Raw genomic sequence first — 22,278 nt, forward strand, 5'->3', positions numbered from 1 at the left:
TCAGGGCCTCAACAGCGGGGTCATGCTCTCGACCAGCAGGGCCGCGAACAGGGCCATCAGATACAGGATCGAAAAGGCGAACAGGTTGCGGGCCGGTCTGGCCTCGGCGCGCACATCATACAATGCGGCCTCTCGCCCCAGAGCGAAATCGGTCGAGTTGGACGTAGTCCGGCTCGGCTCAGATTTCGCTCCGGTTTCATCCTTGACCATTCTTCGAGAAGAATGGTCTGGGGCCTCGGCCTTGTCGGGCTGGTCGCCGGCCCGCGAGCGCCACAGGCGCAGGGCGAGGAACAGGAAGCCGAGGCCGCCGGCGATCGACACGGCCAGATAGACCGGCCCGCCCGGGCCGGTCAGCCCCGGCGCGACCGCCACGGGAACGAAGACGAGGCTGTAGAGCAGGATCTGCCGCCGGGTGCTGCGGGCCCCGCGCGCCACCGGCATCATCGGGATTCCGGCCCGGGCGTAGTCGCCGGCCGAATAGAGCGCCAGCGCCCAGCTGTGCGGCGGGGTCCACAGGAAGATGATCAGGAACAGCAGCCACGCCTGCCACGGGGCCGAGCCGGTCGCCGCGGCCCAGCCGATGACCGGCGGAAACGCCCCGGCGGCGCCGCCGATGACGATGTTCTGGGGCGTCCGCCGCTTCAGCAGCAGGGTGTAGAACCCGGCGTAATAGACGATGGTCAGGGCCAGCAGGCCGCCGGCGAGCCAGTTGGTCGCCATGCCCAGCAGCATGACCGAGAACAGCGACAGGATGACGCCGAAGGCCATGGCGTCGTGCTTGCCGATGCGCCCGGCCGCCACCGGCCGCCCCCGGGTGCGGCGCATCAGGGCGTCGGTCTCGCCCTCCAGCGCCATGTTCAGCGCCCCCGCCGCGCCCGCGCCCACGGCGATGCACAGGATGGCGATGGCCGCCGTCAGCGGGCCGATGTCGCCGCGCGCCACGACCAGGCCGGTCACCGCCGTGAAGATCACCAGCGACATCACGCGCGGCTTCAGCAGCTGGAAGAAGTCTTCCGGCTGGGCCGTGGAGATCGGGGTCGCGGCGGCGGATCGGGTCATGGTTCCTCTAACGCCCGAGGGCCGCTCCCCGGCAAGAGGAGCGGCCCCCGAGGCTCTGTTCCGGCCGGACCGGTCTAGTGCTCGTCGTTCTTGACCACCGGCAGTTCGTTGAACTGGTGGTGCGGCGGCGGCGAGGACAGGGTCCACTCCAGGGTCGTGGCGCCTTCGCCCCACGGATTGTCGACGCCCTTGCGGCGGCGCACGGCGGCCTCGACCAGCATGATCAGGAAGACCAGCACGCCGACGGCGGTGATCACATAGCCGGCCGACGAGACCTGGTTCCACAGGGTGTAGCCGTCGGGGTAGTCGACGTAACGCCGCGGCATGCCCTGCAGGCCGAGGAAATGCTGGGGGAAGAACACCAGGTTCACGCCGACGAACATGATCCAGAAATGGGTCGCGCCGAGGAATTCGTTGTATTTCACGCCGAACATCTTCTCGAACCAGTAGTAGAAGCCGGCGAAGATGGCGAAGACGGCGCCCAGCGACAGCACATAGTGGAAGTGGGCCACGACATAGTAGGTGTCGTGCAGGGTGTAGTCGATGCCGGCGTTGGCCACCACCACGCCGGTGACGCCGCCGACGGTGAACAGGAAGATGAAGCCCATCGCCCACAGCATCGGCGTCTTGAAGCTGATCGAGCCGCCCCACATGGTGGCGATCCAGCTGAAGATCTTCACCCCGGTCGGCACCGCGATGATCATCGTCGCGGCGACGAAATAGGCGCGCAGGTTCACGCTCATGCCGACCGTGAACATATGGTGGGCCCAGACGATGAAGCCGATGAAGCCGATGGCCACCATGGCGTAGGCCATGGCGAGATAGCCGAAGATGGGCTTCTTCGAGAAGGTCGAGACCACGTGGCTGATGATGCCGAAGCCCGGCAGGATCAGGATGTAGACCTCGGGGTGGCCGAAGAACCAGAACAGGTGCTGGTACATCACCGGGTCGCCGCCGCCGGCGGGGTCGAAGAAGCTGGTGCCGAAATTGCGGTCGGCCAGCAGCATGGTGATGGCGCCCGCGAACACGGGCAGCGACAGCAGCAGCAGGAAGGCGGTGACCAGCACCGACCAGGCGAACAGCGGCATCCGGTGCAGGGTCATGCCCGGGGCGCGCATGTTGAAGATGGTGGTGATGAAGTTGATCGCGCCGAGGATCGACGAGGCGCCGGCCACGTGCAGCGCGAAGATCGCCAGGTCCATGGCCGGCCCGGTGTGGCCCATGGTCGACAGCGGCGGATAGGCGGTCCAGCCGCCGCCGAAGCCCTTGCCCGGCCCGCCGTCGACCACCATCGACAGGCACAGCAGCACCCAGGAGGCGACCAGCAGCCAGAACGACACGTTGTTCATGCGCGGGAAGGCCATGTCCGGCGCGCCGATCATGATCGGCACGAACCAGTTGCCGAAGCCGCCGATCATCGCCGGCATGACCATGAAGAAGATCATGATCAGGGCGTGGGCGGTGACGGTGACGTTGTAGCCGTGCTTGGTGGCCTCGATCAGGCCGAGCTGCTCGACCAGGCCGCCGGCGACGAACACGTCCATGCCCGGCGTGGCCAGTTCCCAGCGGATCAGGCCGGACAGGGCCCCGCCGACGATCCCCGCCATGATGGCGAAGACCAGGTAGAGGGTGCCGATGTCCTTGTGGTTGGTCGACAGGAACCAGCGGGTGAAGAAACCCGGCCTGTGGTCGTCGTGACCGTCGTGGTCGTGGGCGAGGTTCGCGGCTGCGGTGGCCATGGTCTTTGGGACTCTCGCGTATCGTTACTGGGCGGCCGGCGCGGCGGCGGGGGCGGCTTCGGGAAGGTCGGCGGTCGCGCCGACCGGGGCGGCGGCGGCGGGCGCCATGGCCTCGGAGGAGACATTGCGCGAGGCCACGGCGCCGGTGGTTCCGGCCTCGATCTGGGCGGCGGTGCCGCCGGGGGCCTGCGCGGCGCTCCGCGGGGTCATCGACCCGCCCCTGGAGGCGACCCAGGCGGCGAACTCGGCGCGCGGCACGACGTTGATCTGGATCGGCATGAAGGCGTGGTCGACGCCGCACAGCTCGGAGCACTGGCCGTAGTAGACGCCCGGCCGGTCGGCGCGGAACCAGGTCTCGTTGACCCGGCCCGGGACGGCGTCGGTCTTCAGGCCGAAGGCCGGCAGGGCCACGGCGTGGATCACGTCGGCGGCGGTGACCAGCAGGCGGACATTGGCGCCGACCGGCACCACCATCGGCTCGTCGGCGGCGAGGCGGTAGAGGTCGTGCGGCAGGCCGCGGGCCGCGAGCTCTTCCTCCGGCAGCATGTTCGAAATGTATTCCGGCACGCCCTGGTCGGGATATTCATAGGCCCAGTTCCACTGGTTGCCGGTGACCTTAACCGTCAGGTCCGGCTCGGGCATGTCGTGATAGGCGAACAGCAGGCGGAACGAGAACAGCGAGATGAACACCAGGATCAGGACCGGCACCACCGTCCAGATCACCTCGACCAGGGTGTTGTGGCTCCACTTGGCGGGAACCGGGTTGGACTTCTTGTTGTAGCGGACGACGATCCACACCAGCAGGCCCAGCACCAGCAGGCAGATGAAGGTGATGATCGGCATCAGGATGGCGTCATGGAACAGGTGCGCCTGCTCCTTCAGCGGCGCGGCGGCCGGCTGCAGGCCCACGGCCCCGTTGGTCGGCTGACCGACCCGTTCGGGCTCCGCGTTGCACCCGGCGGCGAAAAGAGCCAGGGCCAGGGCGGCCGCGCCGCTCCCGATCAGACCCCGGGCCCGCGTGCCCATCCCCATGCGAGACATCCTCATGAACCGTTCTGCCGCAAGCGCCTGCGAGTGAATCGCAGGCAGACGCCCGGGCGACGGCCCGCAGCGCTTCCTGGCGGGTCCATATCGCCCTCCCCCGCGATTGCCAAGCGATTGGACGCCGCGGCCGGCCCCGGGGCGGGGATTAAATCGCCGTCATGTTTTAACAGCTACCTTGCAACGCCAGATACCTTGCGATAGGTGTTCCCCATCGAGGGAGACGCCGCCTTGCCTGAAACCATCGAGATCCAGCTGAAGAAGGGGGTGCTGACGCTGTGCGTCCTGGCCCTTCTCGACCGCCGCGACAGCTACGCCTATGAGATCGCCTCGACCCTGTCGGCGGCGATCGACATGGGCGAGGGCACCATCTACCCGCTGATGCGGCGGATGCAGGCCGAGGGCCATGTCGACACCTACCTGGTCGAATCGTCGGCCGGCCCGTCGCGGAAATACTATCGCCTGACCGACGCCGGCCGCCGCGCCCTCGAGGCGCAGACCGCCGAGTGGCGCGCCTTCGTGGCCGCCGTCGAGGGGGTCGTGAACGCCGACGCGCAACCGGCCGCGCCGATCGCCGCCGCCACCGCTGAAAGGGGAGCTGAACAATGACCCGCGCCGAATTCATGGGCCGCCTGAGGCGGGGCCTCGTCGGCCTGCCGGCGGCCGCGGCCGCCGAGATCGCCTCGGACTACGAGCAGCATTTCGAGGACGGCGCCGCCGCCGGCCGCACCGAGGCGGAGGTCGCCGCCGCCCTCGGCGACCCGGTCCGCCTCGCCCGCGAGCTGCGCGCCGAGGCCGGCGCCCGCCGCTGGGACCAGGAGAAGAACCCGTCCGCGGCCGCCGGGGCGGTGTTCGCGGTGCTCGGCCTGGGCGCGATCGACATCCTGATCCTGCTGCCCATCCTGATGACCGTGGTCGGCGTGCTGTTCGGCTTCGTCATGGCCGCCATCGGCCTGTTCATCGGCGGCGGGGTGGTCATGGTGGCCGGCCCGGTCGCGGGCTTCCCCGGCGGCGCGGTCACCGCGATCCTCGCCGGCCTGGGGATGATGGCGGGGGCCACGGCCATCGGCGCCCTGACCGCCATCGCGACCATCCTGCTGGTCAATGCGACGGTGTGGTTCGCCCGCCTCCACTACCGGCTGCTGAAGCCGGCCCTCGAACCGCAGACCCAGGCCTGAGGAGAGACCCGCATGATCCGCACCCTTCTGATCATCACCGGCGCCAGCCTGGTGCTCTGCGTCGCCGCCCTGGGCGGGGCCGCCGCCGTCGGCGGCCGGGACATGGCCCGCCACGGCTGGAGCTGGACCCTTCGCGGCGATGACGAGACCGTCCGCTTCCAGCGCGCCGACAGCGGGCCGCGCGTCACCCGCACCCTCGCCTGGGACGGCGGCGACCGGCTGGAGATCGATCTCGCCGCCGACGTCGCCTACGTCCAGGGCGATGCGGCCTCCTCGGTCGAGGTCACCGGTCCGCGCGAGCAGGTCGAGGGCCTGCGCCTCAACGGCGGCCGGCTGAGTTTCGACGACGGCGACGACGGCGTCGAGGTGGTCGTCTTCGGCCGGGGCGGCCGCGACCGCCTCCGGATCACGGTCACCGCCCCGGCGGTGCGCAGCTTCGGCCTGTCCGGTTCGGGCGACCTGGTCATCCGCGGCTACGATCAGCCGAGCCTGGCCATCGCGATCCATGGCTCGGGCGAGGTCGAGGCGACGGGGCGGACCGAATCCGTCGACCTGGACATATCGGGCTCGGGCGAGGCGGACCTTGCGGGGCTCGAGACCCGCGACGCCGACGTCGACATCTTCGGCTCCGGCGAGGCGAAGGTCGGTCCGACCGGCGCCGCCCGGATCACCATCTCGGGCTCGGGCGAGGTCGATCTGACCCGCCGTCCGGCGACCCTGGCCCAGAGCCTGTCCGGCTCGGGCGAGGTCAACCAGCCCTGATCGCCGGGCGAGGCCGGTGACTTCTCCGGCCTCACCCCCTATTTCAGCGGTATGACCCTGCACGTCCAGCCGCCCGCCATCCTCGAATCCGCCGACCTCGGCGCCGACGAGGCCCTCTCCATCCTCCAGGACGCCCTGGCCGGGGCCGACGACGGCGAGCTGTTCCTCGAACGCTCCGAACTGGAGTCGCTGGTCTTCGACGACGGGCGGCTCAAGTCGGCGGCCTATGACGCCGCCGAGGGTTTCGGCCTGAGGGTGGTGGCGGGCGAGACCGCCGGCTACGCCCACGCCAACGAGATCAGCGGCCCGGCCCTGCGCCGCGCCGCCGACAGCGCCGCCCTGGCCAAGGCCGGTCACGCGGGCGCGACCGCCGAGCCGCCCCGCGCCACCAACCAGAAACTCTACGACGCCGTCGACCCGCTGGCCTCCCCGGCCTTCTCCGACAAGATCGCCCTGCTCTGCGAGATCGACGCCTGGGCGCGCGCCCGCGACCCGCGCGTGGTCCAGGTCTCGGCCAGCCTGGTCGGCGAGCGGCGCAATATCGAGATCCTGCGCGCCGACGGCCGCCGGGTCTCGGACCTGCGCCCGCTGGTCCGCCTGAACGTCTCGGTCACGGTCGAGAAGGACGGCCGCCGCGAAAGCGCCTCGTCCGGGGCCGGCGGCCGGGCCGGCTTCGAGACCTGGATCGCGCCGGACCGCTGGCAGGCGCAGGTCGACGAGGCCCTGCGCCAGGCCCTGGTCAATCTGGAGTCCGTCGACTGCCCGGCCGGGGAGATGGATGTGGTCCTCGGCGCCGGCTGGCCCGGCGTGCTGCTGCACGAGGCCATCGGCCACGGCTTCGAGGGCGATTTCCACCGCAAGGGCTCGTCGGTCTTCTCCGGCAGGATGGGCCAGCGGGTCGCCGCCCCGGGCGTCACCGTCGTCGACGACGGCTCGATCGCCGGCCGGCGGGGTTCGCTGAGCGTCGACGACGAGGGCACCCCGACCTCGCGCACCGTGCTGATCGAGGACGGCGTCATGGTCGGGCTGATGCACGACCGGCTGTCGGCGCGCCAGCTGGGCGCGCGGGCCACCGGCAACGGCCGGCGCCAGTCGTTCGCCCACATGCCGATGCCGCGCATGACCAACACCTTCATGGAAGGCGGTTCGGCGAAACAGGCCGACATGATCGCCTCGACGAAGCGCGGCCTCTACGCGGCCAATTTCGGCGGCGGCCAGGTCGACATCACCAACGGCAAATTCGTCTTCCAGTGCACCGAGGCCTATCTGATCGAGGACGGCCGGATCACCGCCCCGGTGCGCGGCGCGACCCTGATCGGCGACGGGGCCACGGCCCTGACGAAGATCGAGGCGGTCGGCGACGACTTCGCCTTCGACCCCGGCGTCGGCGTCTGCGGCAAGGCCGGCCAGGGCGTGCCCGTCGGCATCGGCCAGCCGAGCCTGAAGATCCGCGGCCTGACCGTGGGCGGCACGGCGGTCTAGGCCTACGTCCGGGTTTGGCGCAGGGCCGCGCCAGTCTGGCCACATGAACCGGATCATCCGTGCTGACGAAGTAGGCGGGGTAGATGAGTTCGACGCCTTGTTTCGGAGTCTACCGCGTCGACGCCAGCCCGGTGGCCGGCGCCCGAGAGGGGCGCTAGCAACAGCTCCGTGATTGGCCGCGCGGTTTTCAATATTGATTCTGCCCTGATAAGAACATCAGCATGACAAAGCCGTAATACTGTCTGCTTTTTAATCCACCTTGTCGTCTTGTAACTGGAACAGGTGGCATCGGGACGCCAAACCTTCGCCACACGACGAGGGGAATCCTGCAATGACCAAGACCATCCTGCTGGCCACGACCGCCATCCTGCTCACCGGAGGCATGGCCGCGGCCCAGACCTCGTCGGATGGCCCCGATCCGCAGGTCGCCCAGGCCCCGCTCCCCACCGGTCCGACCAGACAGACGCCCCAGACCGACGCCGCCCAGCAGGGCGTGCTGGTCTTCACCCCCGACTTCTTCGCCGACCAGCGCCCCAACACCGCGCTGGACATGGTGGCCCGGGTGCCCGGCTTCTCGGTCAACGACGGCTCGGGCAGCCGCGGCTTCGAGGGCGCGGTCGGCAATATCCTGATCAACAACGCCCGCCCGGCGTCCAAGAACGACACCGGCTCCAACGTCCTGTCGCGCACCCCCGCCAGCCAGGTCGAGCGTATCGAACTGATCCGCGGCGGCGCGCCCGGCATCGACATGCAGGGCTATTCGGTCGTGGTGAACGTGATCCTGAAGACGGAGAACACCCGCCAGTCGACCCTCACCGCCAGCGCCTTCCTGTTCGACGGCGGCCGGGATTCGGCCGCCGGCTCCTACCAGTTCACCGCCCGCGAGGGCGAACGCACCTGGGGCGTCACCCTCAGCGACGGCGTCTCGATCAGCGACGCCAACGGCGTCGGGCCGGTGGTTCGCACCGACGCCGACGGAAACGTCATCCGCCGCGAGGACTACTTCAACGACTCCTGGGGCGGCGGCCAGTCCGTCCGCGGCAATTTCGCCACCCCGCTGTTCGGGGGCAAGATCGATCTGACCGCGCGGTACGGCGTCAACGACTTCCACAACGTCCATCTGCAGACCGCCACCGACGTCCGCCGCGAAAGCCTGTTCGACAACGACGGCGACGGCGGCGAATTCGGGGCCGTCTACACCCGCCCGCTCAGCGACCGGCTGAACATGGAGACCCGCCTGATCCACCAGTGGAACAGCTTCGAATCGGTCTCGACCTCGCGCAGCCGCCTCGGCGGCGTCGACAGCCCGGAGCAACAGTTCGCCGGCGTGGGCGACTCGTCCGAGTCCATCCTGCGCGGCCTGGTGCGGTTCGAGCGCTCGCCCGCCCTGACCTTCGAGACCGGCGCCGAGGTGGCCTACAACATGCTGGAGGTCGACCAGGCCTTCACCGTCGGCGGCGCGCCCGTCCCGCTGCCTTCGGCCTCGGTCAAGGTCGAGGAGACGCGCGGCGAGGCCTTCGGCAAGGCGACCTGGCGGGTCCGGCCTGATCTGACCCTCGAGGGCGGCCTGCGGCTGGAGAGTTCGACGATCAGCCAGTCCGGCGACGCCGAGCAGGAGAAGAGCTTCTTCTTCGCCAAGCCGCGTTTCCTCGCCACCTGGACGCCGATGGCCGACAACCAGGTCCGCTTGCGCTTCGAGCGCGAGGTCGGCCAGCTCGACTTCGGCGACTTCGCCGCCTCGTCCGATCTGGAAGACGAGAACGTGCTGGGCGGCAACGCGGACCTCGAGCCGGAGCAGCGCTGGATCAGCGAACTGATCTATGAGCGCCGCTTCTGGGGCGACGGCATCGTCAGCGTCGGCCTGCGCCACGACGAGATCACCGACGCCATCGACGTCATCCCGCTGGACCAGGGCCTGTCCGCGGTCGGCAACATCGGCGACGGCACGCTGGACCAGCTGGCCCTGACCGTCGCCGTGCCCACCGACAAGCTGGGCGTCCCGGGCGGCATGTTCCGCTTCCGCAACACCTGGAACCACACCGAGGTCACCGATCCGACCACGGGCGAAATCCGGCCCATCTCGAACGTCCGCGCCAGCCGGGCGGTGATCTCCTGGGAGCAGGACGTCACCCGCTGGAAGCTGCAGTATGGCGCGGCCTACATCCCGCTTCTGGGCCAGAAGAGCTTCGACCCGGACCAAACCTCGGGCTGGCGCGGCCACGACTATTTCGAGGCCTGGGCCGAGTACAAGCCGACCGAGACCCTGTCGATCCGGGCCCAGGTCAACATCTGGAACGATTTCGACGTCGAGCGCACGGTCTACGCCGACCGCTCGCCGGCCCGCCCGATCGCCTATGTCGAGCACCGCTACATCGACCCGAGAACCCTTTTCCAGGTCCGGGTGCGCAAGACCTTCTAGCGCTGGTCGGCGCGGTGGACGACGACGCCGTCGACCACGGTCAGCACGGCATGGCCCTTGGGAATATCGGCCAGGGGCGCGGTCATCAGATCGACCGAGAAGGCGGTGAAGTCGGCCCGCTTGCCGACCTCGATCGTGCCCAGCTCGTCCTCCCGGAAGCTGGCCCGGGCCGGCCAGAGGGTGAACATCTTCAGGGCGGTCCGGCGGTCGACCGCCTCATGCGGCCGCCAGTCCGGGCCCTGGAAGCCTTCGAGATCGCGCCGGGCCACGGCGGCGTAGAATTCGATCAGCGGCGATCCCCGCTCGACCGGGGCGTCCGAGCCGCCGACGACGATGACGCCGAGATCGGCCAGGCTGCGCCAGGCGTAGGCTCCGTCGAGGCGGCGGTCGCCGAGCCGGGCGGGGGCGAAATGCAGGTCGCCGATGGCGTGGCTGGGCTGCATCGAGGCGATGATCGGCAGGTCGACGAACCCGTGGTGGTCCTCGGGCCGGATGATCTGGGCGTGCTCGATGCGCCAGCGCACGTCGGCGCCGTTCGGCCGATCCTCCGGGGGGACGGCGGCCAGCGCCCGCCGGTACCACTCGGCCACCGAGGCGTTGCCGCGGTCGCCGATGGCGTGGGTGGCGACCTGGATGCCGCCGCGCAAGGCCGCCTCGTACAGGGGCGCGATCTCCGCTTCGCCGATCTGCATCAGGCCGGTGGCGGACGGCCGGTCGGCATAGGGCTCGAACAGGGCCGCGCCGCGCGAGCCGAGGGCGCCGTCGGCGTAGTATTTGATCGCCCGGGTGATGATCCGGCCGTCGGCGACGCTGCGCGGGCCGCCGGCGATCAGCTCGGCCGCGCCGTCGGGGGTGACGCTGTTATAGACGCGGATCGGCGCCTCGCCGGCTCCGGCCATGGCCTCGAGCAGGGGGATGTCCCGCCACGGCGCGCTCATGAAGTGGACGCCGGTCCAGCCGTATTCGGCCTCGACGCGGAAGCCGGCGCGATAGGCCTCGCGCAGGGCGGCGGGGTCCGCCCGCGGCGTCAGGCCGGAGACCAGCTGATCGGCCGCGTCCACGAGCAGGCCGGTCGGCTGGCCGTCGCCGTCCTTGAGGATTTCGCCGCCGGTGGGCGCGGCGGTCGAGGCGTCGATCCCGGCGGCGGCCAGGGCGGCGCTCGAGGCGACCACGGCGTGTCCGTCGGCGCGGCCCAGCAGCACCACCCGCCCGGGCGCGGCGGCGTCGAGGTCCTGCCGGGTCAGGAAACGCGCCTCGGGCCAGCGCGTCTCGATCCAGCCGCGACCGATGATCGGCCCTTCCGGGTGCGCCTCGGCCCAGTCGGTCAGGCGGGCCATGGCCTCGGCGGCGGAGGCGGCGCCCTCGAGGTTCAGGGTCAGCTCGCGCCAGCCGACGCCGTCGAGGTGGGCGTGGCCGTCGGTGAAACCGGGGAACAGGGCCGCGCCCTTGAGGTCGATGACCTCCAGGCCGTCCGCGGCGGGCGCGCCGGCGGCGGCGCCGACCCAGGCGATGCGGCCGCCGCGCACCTGCACCACCTCCGCCGTCGGGGCGGCGTCGACGCCGGTGTAGACCGGGCCGCCGCGGATCAGCAGGTCCTGGGCGGCGGCGGAGGCGGCCGGGCCCGAAAACAGCAGGGCGAGAAGGAGGGTGCGGCGCATCTGACGGTTCCCGGGACTGGCGGACGACGGACTCGCCTTACCCTGGGCGGTCCGTCAAGCTCCGGGCATGAGGAAGGTCGTGATCCCGGCCGCCCTGCGGCTTGCGGCGCCCGCCGCGGACCCCGATCCGCCCGGCCGGAGCTCGGCCCCGGCGGGCGACGTCAACCCGCCCGTTCGGCCGGACCCGCGGTCGATCCCTCGGCCCCGTCCATCACGCGGCCGATTTCGGCCAGCAGGGCCGCCGGCGATATCGGCTTGCTGGCCACGCCGTCCATGCCCGCGGCGAGATAGTCCCGTCGCTGATCCGACAGGGCGTTGGCGGTCAGGCCGATGATCGGCGTCCGTCCCGCCGGTCCGGCCAGGGCCCGGATGCGGCGCGTGGCCTCGATCCCGTCCATCCGGGGCATCTGCACGTCCATCAGGACCAGGTCGAAGGGCCGCGACTGGACCGCCTCGAGGCCCAGCAGGCCGTCGTCCGCCGTCTCCACCGCCGCCCCGAGGCCTTCCAGAATCCGGGTGGCGACCAGACGGTTGGTGGGATTGTCCTCGACCACCAGGATCGACAGGCCGGCGAGACAGCCGGCGCTGTCCCCGACCGCCTCCGGGGCCGTGGCGGCGGCGACCGGGGCCGACACCTCGAACCAGAAGATCGAACCCCGGCCGTCCCGGCTGGTGAAGTCCAGCTCGCCGCCCATCATCTCCACCAGGTCCCGGGTGATGGCGAGCCCCAGGCCCGAGCCGCCGAACCGGCGCACCGTCGATCCGTCGGCCTGCTGGAACCGCTCGAACAGCGACTCCCGCACCGCCTCGGGAATGCCGATGCCGGTGTCCTCGATCTCGAAGCGCAGGCGCCGCTCGCCGCCGTCCTCGTCGCCGATGAACAACCGCGCCTCGACATGCCCCTCGGTCGTGAACTTGACCGCATTGCCGACCAGGTTGAACAGCACCTGCCTCAGGCGCACCGGGTCGGCCAGGATCGAGCCGCCGCCGCCCTCGATGCGGGCTTGCAGGGTCACCCCCTTCGCCTCGGCCTGGGGCCGCAGCAGTCCGGCCACGGATTGCAGGACGTCGGCCGGGTCCAGCGGCTCCGGCGACAGCTCCAGCCGGCCGGCGTCGATCCTCGAGAAGTCGACCACGTCGTTGAGCAGCTGCGACAGCATCTGGCCGCAAGCCGAGGCCTCGGCGAGCAGTTTGCGGCCGTCCTCCGAAAGCGGCTCTTTGGCCAGCAGGTGGAGCACGCCGAGCACGCCGTTCATCGGCGTGCGGATTTCGTGGCTCATATTGGCCAGGAACTGCGCCTTGGCCTCGGCTCCGGCCTGGGCGGCGCGCTCGGCCTCGACCAGGGCGATTTCCTGGCGTTTGCGCTCGTCGATGTCGAGCACCAGCCCGACCAGTTTCTCGGCCTGCCCCTTGTCGTCGAGGTGGACCTCGCCGTTGATCTGGATCCAGCGGCTCGCGCCGTCCGGCAGCACGACGCGGAATTCGAACGGATCGAACCTGTCCTGGTCGAGCCATTCCCGAATCTGCCGGCGGACGCGTGGGATGTCATCGGGATGGGTCGTCTGCCAGACATCGCCGATGGCTTCCTCGAAGGGTACGGATCGCCCGACGATGTCGACGAATTCGGGCGAGCACCAGAACGACCGATCCCGGAAATTGACCTCGAACACACCTGCGTGGGCGGCGTCGAGGGCGAGCTTCAGTCGCCCGGCGCTGGTCCGTTCGGCCGCCCGCGCCGCGTCGATATAGACCGACAGGGCCAGGTCGATGTCGAGCAGGACGGCCTTGAGCAGGGCGGCCAGGTCCAAACCCATGTCGTCGGCGCCGCTGGCGTCCGGGGGCGCGCCGGCGGGCCATTTCTCGGCGACCACCGCGCGGACGAGATCAGCGGCCACCAGGGCGTAGCCGCCGACATACCACCGGGGCTCGAGTCCGATGCGGGCGTGGGCCTCGCCGGTGGCCCGGACGCCGGCCACATAGTCGTCGCCGAAATCCGCGGCGGCGAGCACGCCCCAGTGGGCGCTCTGACCCTGGCGCGCCTTGGCCAGGAGGCGTGGCTCCCGGAAGAAGGCCCGGGTGGCGTCACAGGCCTGAATCTGCCCATAGAGGTCGTCGAGCGCGGCGGGGAGCCGGCCCTCGACGATCGGTTTGAGCGCGCGCAGTCTTTCGCAGTCGGCCGCTTCCAACCGGATGAACGCCATGCGTTCGGTCAATGAATAGTCGGAAGACATTTTACCAGTATGCCGGTGCGTTCGACTCCCCATTAGGGGCACGATCTCTGAAGCTCGACTTAACGCGCCGGAATTGCCATTGTTTCATTGGGCCTTACGATTGGAGAACCGGCCGTAGAAGGTGTCACCCTTGGCGGCCATGTCGCGGAGCAGCTGGGGCGGCGAGAAGCGGTCGCCGTAGCGGGCGGCGTAGGCGTCCGCCTGTTCGACGAAGGCCTTGAGCCCGGTCTGGTCGATCAGGGTGATCGGCCCGCCGGTCCAGGGCGCGAAACCCCAGGCCAGGATGGCGCCGACGTCGGCCTCGCGCGGGTCGTCGATGACGCCCTCCTCCCAGCAGCGGGCCACCTCGACGGCCTGACGGTAGAGCAGGCGGCGCTTCTGGTCCTCGACCATCTCGGGTGTCGAGTCGTTGATCTTGACCGGGGCCAGGTCGGCAAGGCCGGACCACAGTTTTTTCGGCTTCGTTTCGTAGTCGTAGAAGCCCTTGCCGTTCTTGCGGCCGTAGCGGCCGAGCTCCTCGACCATGGTCTGGACGATGTGCGAGCCGGGCAGGGGTTCATACTTGTCGCCGAGGTCGGCGGCGGTCTGTTTGGCGATCTTGACCGACAGGTCCAGGGCCACGTCGTCGTGCATCTCCAGCGGCCCGCGCGGCATGCCGGTCATGCGGCCGATGTTGTCGATCAGGGCGGGGGCATAGCCCTCCTCCAGCATGGCCAGACCCTCGGCGACATAGGTGGCGAAACAGCGCGAGGTGTAGAAGCCGCGGCTGTCGTTGACGACGATCGGGGTCTTCCTGATCTTCATCACATAGTCCAGCGCCCGGGCGGTGGCCGCCTCGCCGGTCTTCTCGCCCGTGATGATCTCGACCAGCATCATCTTGTCGACCGGCGAGAAGAAGTGGATGCCGATGAAGTCCTCGGGCCGCACGCTGGCCTCGGCCAGGCCGGTGATCGGCAGGGTCGAGGTGTTGGAGCCGAACACCGCCCCGGGCTCGAGCCGGGCCTCGGCCCGCCGGGTCACCTCGGCCTTGATCTCGCGGTTCTCGAACACCGCCTCAATGACCAGGTCCGAGCCCTTGATCAGGTCATAGTCGGTGGTGGCGGTGACGGAGGCGAGCAGGGCGTCGAACCTGTCCTGGGTCAGCTGGCCGCGCGACAGACGCTTCTTCAGCAGTTCCTCGACATGGGCCTTGCCCTTGTCGGCGCTGTCCTGGTCGCGGTCGATCAGGATGGTCTCGATGCCGGCCAGGGCCTGCACATAGGCGATGCCCGCGCCCATCATGCCGGCGCCCAGGACCGTGACCTTCTTCGGATCGGATTTGGGCTGACCGGCCGGGCGGACCGCGCCCTTGTCGAGTTCCTGCTTGCTGAGGAACAGCGAGCGGATCATGGCCTGGGCCTGCGGGGTCATCAGGGTCCTGATGAAATAGCGGGTCTCGATGCGCAGGGCCGCGTCCATCGGCGCCTGGACGCCTTCGTAGACGGCCTTCATCAGGTTCAGCACGGCGGGGTAGTTGCCGTACGACTGCTTGCGCAGCATGGCGTTGCCGACGAGGAAATTCTGGATGCCGGCCGGGTGGTAGGGGCCGCCGCCGGGCAGTTTGAAGGACTTGTCGTCCCAAGGCTGCACGGCCTTGCCCCCGCCCTTGATCCAGGCTTTCGCAGCCTCGACCTCGGACCCGACCGGCACGACCTCATGCACGAAGCCCGCCCCCTTGGCGTCGTTGGGACGGAAGGACTTGCCCTCGCTCATCGCCATCATCGCCGCCTGCACCCCGATCAGCCGCGTCAGCCGCTGGGTGCCGCCGCCGCCGGGAAACAGGCCGACCTTGATCTCGGGCAGGCCCAGCTGGATCTTCGGATCGTCGCCGACGACGCGGTAGTGGCAGGCCAGGGTCAGCTCCAGCCCGCCGCCGAGGGCCAGGCCGTTGATCGCCGCGGCGACCGGCTTGCCGCAGGTCTCCAGCGCGCGCAGGGCCCCGTTGAGCCGCCAGCCGGCGTCGTACGCAGCCTGCAGGTCGGTCCCGCCCAGCATGCCGCCGGCCATGTCGCCGAGGTCGGCCCCGGCGCAGAAGCCGCTGGCCTTGCCCGAGGTCAGGACCGCGCCCTTGATGGCGTCGTCGGTCTTCACCCGTTCGACCCACTGCGGGATCTCGGCCATGACACCCGAGGTCAGGGTGTTCATCGACCGTCCGGGGACGTCAAAGGTGATCAGGGCGATGCCGTCGGCGTCGACGTCGATCTTGAAGTTTTCCATGGCTGTCGAGCTCCCGGTCAGACGCGTTCGATGACGGTGGCGGTGCCCATGCCGCCGCCGATGCACAGGGTGATCAGGGCGGTGGACTGGCCGGAGCGCTCGAGCTCGTCGAGGGCGACGCCGGTGATCATGGCCCCGGTCGCGCCCAGCGGATGGCCCATGGCGATGGCGCCGCCACAGACGTTGATCTTGTCGTGGGGAATGTCGAGCGCCTGCATGTAGCGCAGCACCACGGCCGCGAAGGCCTCGTTGAGCTCCCACAGGTCGATGTCGGTCGTCGTCATGCCCAGCTTGCCGAGCAGCTTCTGCGTCACGAACTCGGGCCCGGTCAGCATGATCGACGGCTCGGAGCCGATCGAGGCGGCCCCGACGATGCGGGCCCGGGGCTTGAGGCCCAGCGCCTGGCCGGCCTCCAGCGAGCCGATCAGCACGCCGGCCGAGCCGTCGACGATGCCCGAGCTGTTGCCCGGAGTATGGACGTGGACGACCCGCTCGACCTCGGGGTAGCGCTGGTTGATCACAGAGTCGAAAGCAAGCTCGCCCATCATGGCGAAGGAGGGGTTGAGGGCGCCCAGGGTCTGCATGTCCGTGTTCGGACGAATGGTCTCGTCGCGGTCGAGCTGGACCAGGCCGAGCTGGTTCCTGACCGGCACCACCGATTTCGAGAACCGGCCCTCGGCCCAGCTGCGGGCGGAGCGTTTGTGGCTCTCGACGGAGTAGGCGTCGACGTCGTCGCGGCTGAAGCCGTATTTGGTGGCGATCATGTCGGCCGAGACGCCCTGGGGCACGAAATAGGTCGGGAAGGCCGAGGACGGATCGACCGGCCAGGCCCCGCCGTCCGAACCCATCGGCACCCGGCTCATCACCTCGACGCCGCCGCCGACGGCGAAGTCGGCCTCGCCGGCCTTGACCTTGGCCGCGGCCATGTTCACCGCCTCCAGGCCCGAGGCGCAGAAGCGGTTGACCTGGACGCCGGCGGTGGTCTGGGCCCAGCCGGCCGACAGCACGGCGGTGCGGGCGATGTCGGCGCCGAGTTCGCCCACCGGGGTGACGCAGCCGAGGATGACGTCGTCGACCTTCGAGGTGTCGAGATCGTTGCGGTCGCGCAGGGCCTCCAGCACCTGGGTCGCCAGGCTGAGACCGGTGATCTCGTGCAGGGAGCCGTCCTTCTTGCCCTTGCCGCGCGGGGTGCGGACCGCGTCATAGATATAGGCGTCGGCCATCAAGGTCTCCTTGAGCTTCGCGGGAGGGTACGGTTTCGAAACGCGCTCGCCAGAAACCCTACGTTTACGTCAACGTCAAGCAACTTGCCCGAACCGGCGCGGCTGGTCGCGAGAACGACTCTCACCTGGCCCGGTTTCGGGAACGCCCGCGCCGTCCGCGGCTTAAGCGGCCAGACCCCGCCAATTCCAGAGAGGACGAGACATGGCCCGGACCTACGAAGAGATGGATGCGATCGCGATGCTGAAGGCCGACCACCGCAAGGTGGAGGAGATTTTCGAGCAGTTCGAGAAGGCGACCTCGAAGGCGAAGAAGCAGCAGCTGGCCGCACAGGCCTGCCTCGAGCTGAAGGTCCACACCGTCATCGAGGAGGAGATCTTCTATCCGGCCTGCCGCGGCAAGATCGAGGATGACCTGCTGGACGAGGCCTATGTCGAGCACGACGCCGCCAAGCAGCTGATCAACGAGATCGAGGCGGGCGGGCCGGAAGAGGATTTCTACGACGCCAAGGTCAAGGTGCTGTCCGAGATGATCGAGCACCACGTCGAGGAGGAGGAGAAGCGGTCGGAGGGGATGTTCGCCCAGGCCCGCGAGGCCGGCCTCGACATGGACGGGCTCGCCGACGACATGCGCGCCCGCAAGCGCACCGCCATGGAGGAGTTCCAGGCCGGCAAGCCCGCCGCGACGCGGACGATGGAGGGCGACGACGTGGAGAGCGCCGGGGCCGAGGGGCCGCTCGGCGAAGGGGCGGGCCGGCGCTGAGGCGGCCGATGGTCCGGAGGCGATCCGCAGGCGCTGCCGCCGTCCTGATCCTGTCGGCGACGGGGGCCTGCGCCGACCCGAGATTGCTGGTGGTCCCGCCGTCACAGGAGCCGCGGACGGTCCAGCCGATCGCGCCGCCGCGCGCGACCGCACCGTCCAGCGAGGTCGAGCGGCGACTGCTGGACGCCCACAACGCCGAGCGGGGCCGGGTCGGCGCACCCCCGCTGCGCTGGGCCGACGCCCTGGAGGCGGAGGCGCGCGCCTGGGCGCGCCAGCTGATCGCCATCGACCGTTTCGCCCACGACCCCGCCCCGCACGGGCATGGCGAGAACCTGTGGACCGGCTGGGGCGGCCGCGTCTGGACGCCCGAGGCCATGGTCGGCGAGTGGATCGCCGAAAAGGCCGACTACCGCCACGGCGTCTTCCCCAACGTCAGCCGGACCGGCAACTGGAGCGACGTCAGCCACTACACCCAGCTGGTCTGGCGCGACACGACCCACGTCGGTTGCGCGGTCGAGAGCCGCGGGGACCGCTCGGTGCTGGCCTGCCGCTACGCCCCGCCGGGCAATATCGACGGACGGACGGCGTACTGAAGATGGGGTGTGGGGTGTGGGGCGTAGGGCGTAGGGCGTAGGGAGGGCCCCGACCGCTCCGGCTGCACTCAGTCCCTACTCGCTACACCCCACACCCCACACCCCACGCCCCACACCCTAGCTGACGTAGCCCGCCTGCATCAGCTCGGCGATGTGGACGATGGCCACCGGGCGGTCGTCCTCGACCACCAGCAGGGTGGCGATCTTGTTCTGGGTCATCAGGTCGATGGCGTCGCTCATGCGGGCGTCGGGGCCGACGACCTTGGGCCGCGGGCTCATCACATCGGCGGCGCTCAGCCCGGCCAGGTCGCCGCGCGAGAAGGCCCGGCGCACGTCGCCGTCGGTGACGATCCCCGCCAGGGTCCCGTCCGCGTTGAGCACGGCGACCGCGCCCTTGCGGCCCTCGGTGATGGCCGAGACCACCTCGGCGAAGGTCGCGCTCAGGGGCACGGTGGCCGGAGCCGGCGGGCGGTCGCCCATCCAGTCGCGGACGCTCTGCAGGCTCATGCCCAGCTTGCCGCCGGGATGGTGGAGGCCGAAATCCTCGGCGGTGAAGCCGCGGCGGTCCATCAGCACCATGGCCAGGGCGTCGCCGAGCGCCAGCGTCATCAGCGTCGAGGTCGTCGGGGCCAGGCCGTTGGGGCAGGCCTCGGCGACCTGCGGCAGGGTCAGGCAGACGGCCGACGAGCGGCCGAGGAAGCTGTTCGGCCACTGGGTCATGCCGATGACCGGAATGCCCTCGCGCTGGCAGAAGATCAGCGGATCGCGCAGCTCGCGGCTCTCGCCGGAGTTGGAGATGGCCAGCAGGGTGACGTCCCTGCGCAGCATGCCGAGGTCGCCGTGGCTCATCTCGGCCGGGTGGACGAAGAAGGCGTTGGTCCCGGTCGAGGCGAGGGTGGCGGCGATCTTGCCGCCGATGTGGCCCGACTTGCCCATGCCGGTGACGACCAGATAGCCCGGCCGGGACAGGATGATCCCGCAGGCCCGGGCGAGGCTGTCGTCGAGGCCGGCCTCGAGCGCCTGAAGCGCCTCGATGTTCAGCCGGATGACCTGACGGGCGCGGGCCGTGATCGCGGCCGGGTCGGCGGACAGGACGGGTCTTGCGGGGTCGCTCATGCGGCCGATGTGGCGCATCGGACGCGGATAGACAATCTCCGGCCGGCGCCCGGAGAATGCTGCGACGCGAGAAAAAGCGTCGCCCGGGTCAACCTTTGCCGCAGGATTGCGTTAGAAGGAGCCATGCGGACCACCAATCTGATCACCGACGGCGCGGCCGCGCCGGTCGAAGCCGCCCCGCATCTGCCGCCCCCGCCGACCCGCCTGACCCGTCCGGCCCTGTTCCTCGACATGGACGGCGTGCTGGCCCCGCTGGCCGCCACCCCCGACGCCGTCGTGCCGCATCCCGAGCGGACCGCGGCCCTGCGGGCGGCGACCGAGCGGCTGCACGGCCGGGTGGCCATCATCAGCGGCCGGACCATCGCCGAGATCGACCGCATCGCCGAGGCCAGCGCCGCCTCGGCCTCGGGCGTGCATGGGCTGGAACGCCGCCGCGCCGACGGTTCGCTGCACCGCGCCGAGGCGGCGCCGGCGGTGCGGGAGGTGGTCGTCGCCTTCGAGGCCTTCGCCCGCACGCGGCCGGGGATCATCGTCGAGGACAAGGCGGTGTCGGCCGGCCTGCACTACCGCGGGGCGCCGACGGAGGCCGGGGCGGCGATGGCGCTGGCCAGGGAGCTGGCCGAGCGGACCGGCCTGACCCTGCAGGCGGGCAACCTGGTGGTCGAGCTGAAGACGCCCGGGGCCAGCAAGGGAACGGCGCTGACGGCCTTCATGCAGGAGCCTCCGTTCGCCGGAGCCGTTCCGGTCATGCTGGGCGACGACCTGACGGACGAGGACGGCTTCCGCGCCGCCGGGGCGCTCGGAGGCTTCGGCGTGCTGGTCGGGCCGCCCCGCGAGACCGCCGCCCGCTACGGACTGGCCGATGTCGCGGCGGTGCTGGCCTGGCTGAACGCCGTGGAGGATGGCGCATGACCCCGAACCTGGATCTCGCCCCGATCGGCAATTGCTCGATCAGCGCCCTGATCGACCGCGACGGCCGCTACGTGTGGGCCTGCGCCCCGAGGGTGGACGGCGACCCGGTGTTTTCGGCCCTGATGGACGGGACCGACCCGGAGCACGGCTTCTGGGACATCGAACTGGTCGGGCTCAAGCACGTCAGCCAGACCTACATCCGCAACACCCCGGTGCTGCGCACGGTGCTGACGGCGGAGGATGGGGCCGCGGTCGAAATCCTCGACTTCGCCCCGCGCCATCCGAAGCACAGCCGCACCTACCGGCCGCTGGCCTTCGCCCGCGTGGTGCGGCCGCTGGACGGGGCGCCGCGCATCCGGGTGCGGCTGCGCCCCTCGGCCGACTGGGGCGCGCGGCCCGCCGAGCGGACCAGCGGCTCGAACCACATCCGCTACCTTTGCACCGACGTGACCTTCCGGCTGACCACCGACTGCCCGGTGTCGCACGTCCTCAACGAGCGGGTGTTCCGGCTGGAGCGTCCGCACGCCTTCTTCTTCGGCCCCGACGAGGGTTACGACCAGGACGTCGGCCCGGGCGTCGCCGCCGCGCTGGACCGCACCGTGGCCTATTGGCAGGACTGGGTGCGGACCCTCTACCTGCCGCTGGACTGGCAGGAGGCGGTGATCCGCGCCGCCATCACCCTGAAGCTGTGCGCCTATGAGGAGACCGGGGCGATCGTGGCGGCCCTGACCACCTCGGTGCCGGAGTTCCCGGAGAGCGGCCGCAACTGGGACTACCGCTACTGCTGGATCCGCGACGCCTACTATGTGGTGCGGGCGCTGAACCGGCTCGGCGCCGTCGACATCCTCGAGAACTATCTGGGCTACCTGCGCAACCTGGTCGACGATTCCGCCGGCGGCCACGTGCAGCCGGTCTATGGCGTCGGGCTGGAGCCGGGCATCGGCGAGCGGATCATCGAGACCGTCGAGGGCTATCGCGGCATGAAGCCGGTGCGCGTCGGCAACCAGGCCCACCAGCACCTGCAGCACGACGTCTACGGCCAGATCGTGCTGCCGCTGGTCCAGGCCTTTTACGACCAGCGGCTGCTGCGGCCCGGCACGATCGACGACTTCTATGCGCTGGAGAAGGTCGGCGAGCGCGCCTTCGCCATGCACGACCAGGTCGACGCCGGCCTGTGGGAGTTCCGCACCATCGCCCGGGTCCACACCTATTCGTCGGTGATGTGCTGGGCGGCCTGCGACCGCCTGGCCAAGGCCGCGGACCACCTGGGCCTGCACTCGCGGGGCGAGGTGTGGCGGGATCGCGCGCAGATCGTCCGCCGCCGCATCGAGACCGAGGCCTTCCTGCCCGACGAGGGGCGGTTCGCGGCCAGTTTCGGCAATCGCGAGCTGGACGCCTCGCTGCTGCAGCTCACCGACCTCGGCTTTCTCGATCCGCTCGATCCGCGGCAGGTCAAGACCTTCGAGGCCATCGAGCGGGACCTGAAGAAGGGCCCCTACCTGTTCCGCTACGTCGAGGCGGACGATTTCGGCGAGCCGGAGACGGCGTTCAACTTCTGCACCTTCTGGTTCATCGAGGCCCTGCACCTGAACGGCCGCACGGAGGAGGCGCGGGAAATCTTCGAGGAGATGCTGAACCGGCGGACCCACGCGGGCCTGCTGTCGGAGGACATATCGCTGGGAGACAATGAACTATGGGGCAACTATCCGCAGACCTATTCGCTGGTCGGCATGATCAATTGCGCGGTGCTGCTGAGCCGCTCGTGGACCGACGCGCGATGAGGGGTCGCACATCATTCCTCCCCCTGTGGGGGAGGGGGACCGCGAAGCGGCGGAGGGGGCGGTCCCAA

17 protein-coding genes are annotated in these 22,278 nt (G+C 70.1%); 9 read left to right on the forward strand and 8 right to left on the reverse strand.

The window, feature by feature from the left end; all coding sequences use genetic code 11:
• The 3 genes from Q0588_RS02940 to coxB all read right to left on the reverse strand — a co-directional run bounded on the left by Q0588_RS02940 (position 1) and on the right by coxB (position 3,824).
• A complete protein-coding gene (locus Q0588_RS02940; RefSeq protein ID WP_298743616.1) occupies positions 1–1,059 on the reverse strand; it encodes a heme o synthase in 1,059 nt (352 codons plus the stop codon).
• A 74-nt stretch (positions 1,060–1,133) separates the two neighbouring features.
• The gene (gene ctaD, locus Q0588_RS02945; RefSeq protein ID WP_298743618.1) at positions 1,134–2,798 is read right to left on the reverse strand and encodes a cytochrome c oxidase subunit I; all 1,665 of its coding nucleotides are present in this window, start codon (positions 2,796–2,798) and stop codon (positions 1,134–1,136) included.
• 24 nt (positions 2,799–2,822) lie between these two features.
• Complete coding sequence (gene coxB, locus Q0588_RS02950; RefSeq protein WP_298743658.1) at positions 2,823–3,824, reverse strand: cytochrome c oxidase subunit II; 1,002 nt, start codon at positions 3,822–3,824, stop codon at positions 2,823–2,825.
• A 246-nt stretch (positions 3,825–4,070) separates the two neighbouring features.
• Between coxB and Q0588_RS02955 the strand changes: the two genes are divergently transcribed.
• From Q0588_RS02955 to Q0588_RS02975, 5 genes are all read left to right on the forward strand, one after another.
• Positions 4,071–4,448: a PadR family transcriptional regulator gene (locus tag Q0588_RS02955; RefSeq protein ID WP_298743621.1), complete on the forward strand. Its 378-nt coding sequence runs from the start codon at positions 4,071–4,073 to the stop codon at positions 4,446–4,448.
• A complete protein-coding gene (locus Q0588_RS02960) occupies positions 4,445–5,017 on the forward strand; it encodes a DUF1700 domain-containing protein (RefSeq protein ID WP_298743623.1) in 573 nt (190 codons plus the stop codon). Before Q0588_RS02955 ends, Q0588_RS02960 begins: the two co-directional genes overlap by 4 nt.
• A 12-nt stretch (positions 5,018–5,029) precedes the next feature.
• On the forward strand, positions 5,030–5,779 hold the full coding sequence (locus tag Q0588_RS02965; protein ID WP_298743625.1) for a DUF2807 domain-containing protein: 750 nt from the start codon (positions 5,030–5,032) through the stop codon (positions 5,777–5,779).
• 51 nt (positions 5,780–5,830) lie between these two features.
• Positions 5,831–7,261 carry a metalloprotease TldD gene (tldD, locus tag Q0588_RS02970; RefSeq protein WP_298743627.1) on the forward strand — a complete coding sequence of 477 codons (1,431 nt, stop codon included), beginning with the start codon at positions 5,831–5,833 and terminating at the stop codon, positions 7,259–7,261.
• A gap of 331 nt (positions 7,262–7,592) precedes the next feature.
• Positions 7,593–9,680: a TonB-dependent receptor gene (locus Q0588_RS02975; protein WP_298743629.1), complete on the forward strand. Its 2,088-nt coding sequence runs from the start codon at positions 7,593–7,595 to the stop codon at positions 9,678–9,680.
• Here the strand turns inward: Q0588_RS02975 and Q0588_RS02980 are convergent.
• The 4 genes from Q0588_RS02980 to Q0588_RS02995 all read right to left on the reverse strand — a co-directional run bounded on the left by Q0588_RS02980 (position 9,677) and on the right by Q0588_RS02995 (position 17,048).
• Positions 9,677–11,338, reverse strand: coding sequence for an amidohydrolase (locus tag Q0588_RS02980; RefSeq protein WP_298743630.1), 1,662 nt, complete (start codon positions 11,336–11,338; stop codon positions 9,677–9,679). The two genes, Q0588_RS02975 and Q0588_RS02980, sit on opposite strands and share 4 nt — an antisense overlap.
• Before the next feature lie 161 nt (positions 11,339–11,499).
• Complete coding sequence (locus Q0588_RS02985; protein WP_298743631.1) at positions 11,500–13,551, reverse strand: protoglobin domain-containing protein; 2,052 nt, start codon at positions 13,549–13,551, stop codon at positions 11,500–11,502.
• Between the two features lie 102 nt (positions 13,552–13,653).
• Positions 13,654–15,825, reverse strand: coding sequence for a 3-hydroxyacyl-CoA dehydrogenase NAD-binding domain-containing protein (locus Q0588_RS02990; RefSeq protein ID WP_298743633.1), 2,172 nt, complete (start codon positions 15,823–15,825; stop codon positions 13,654–13,656).
• Positions 15,826–15,842: 17 nt separating this feature from the next.
• A complete protein-coding gene (locus Q0588_RS02995; RefSeq protein WP_298743635.1) occupies positions 15,843–17,048 on the reverse strand; it encodes an acetyl-CoA C-acetyltransferase in 1,206 nt (401 codons plus the stop codon).
• Between the two features lie 202 nt (positions 17,049–17,250).
• Here Q0588_RS02995 and Q0588_RS03000 point away from each other — a divergent pair, with 202 nt between their 5' ends.
• Together Q0588_RS03000 and Q0588_RS03005 are read left to right on the forward strand one after the other, a co-directional pair.
• Complete coding sequence (locus Q0588_RS03000) at positions 17,251–17,808, forward strand: hemerythrin domain-containing protein (protein ID WP_298743637.1); 558 nt, start codon at positions 17,251–17,253, stop codon at positions 17,806–17,808.
• A gap of 8 nt (positions 17,809–17,816) precedes the next feature.
• Positions 17,817–18,401 (forward strand): CAP domain-containing protein, encoded by a 585-nt coding sequence (locus Q0588_RS03005; RefSeq protein WP_298743639.1) that lies wholly within the window; start codon positions 17,817–17,819, stop codon positions 18,399–18,401.
• A gap of 117 nt (positions 18,402–18,518) precedes the next feature.
• Here the strand turns inward: Q0588_RS03005 and Q0588_RS03010 are convergent, their stop codons facing one another.
• Positions 18,519–19,517, reverse strand: a complete 999-nt coding sequence (locus Q0588_RS03010) for a KpsF/GutQ family sugar-phosphate isomerase (RefSeq protein WP_298743641.1) — start codon at positions 19,515–19,517, stop codon at positions 18,519–18,521.
• 123 nt (positions 19,518–19,640) lie between these two features.
• Here Q0588_RS03010 and otsB point away from each other — a divergent pair, with 123 nt between their 5' ends.
• Complete coding sequence (gene otsB, locus Q0588_RS03015) at positions 19,641–20,429, forward strand: trehalose-phosphatase (protein ID WP_298743643.1); 789 nt, start codon at positions 19,641–19,643, stop codon at positions 20,427–20,429.
• Positions 20,426–22,210 (forward strand): glycoside hydrolase family 15 protein, encoded by a 1,785-nt coding sequence (locus Q0588_RS03020; protein ID WP_298743645.1) that lies wholly within the window; start codon positions 20,426–20,428, stop codon positions 22,208–22,210. Before otsB ends, Q0588_RS03020 begins: the two co-directional genes overlap by 4 nt.
• The last annotated feature ends 68 nt before the right edge of the window (positions 22,211–22,278 follow it).

The sequence above is a fragment of the uncultured Brevundimonas sp. genome (genome assembly GCF_937870815.1).
Lineage (GTDB): Bacteria > Pseudomonadota > Alphaproteobacteria > Caulobacterales > Caulobacteraceae > Brevundimonas.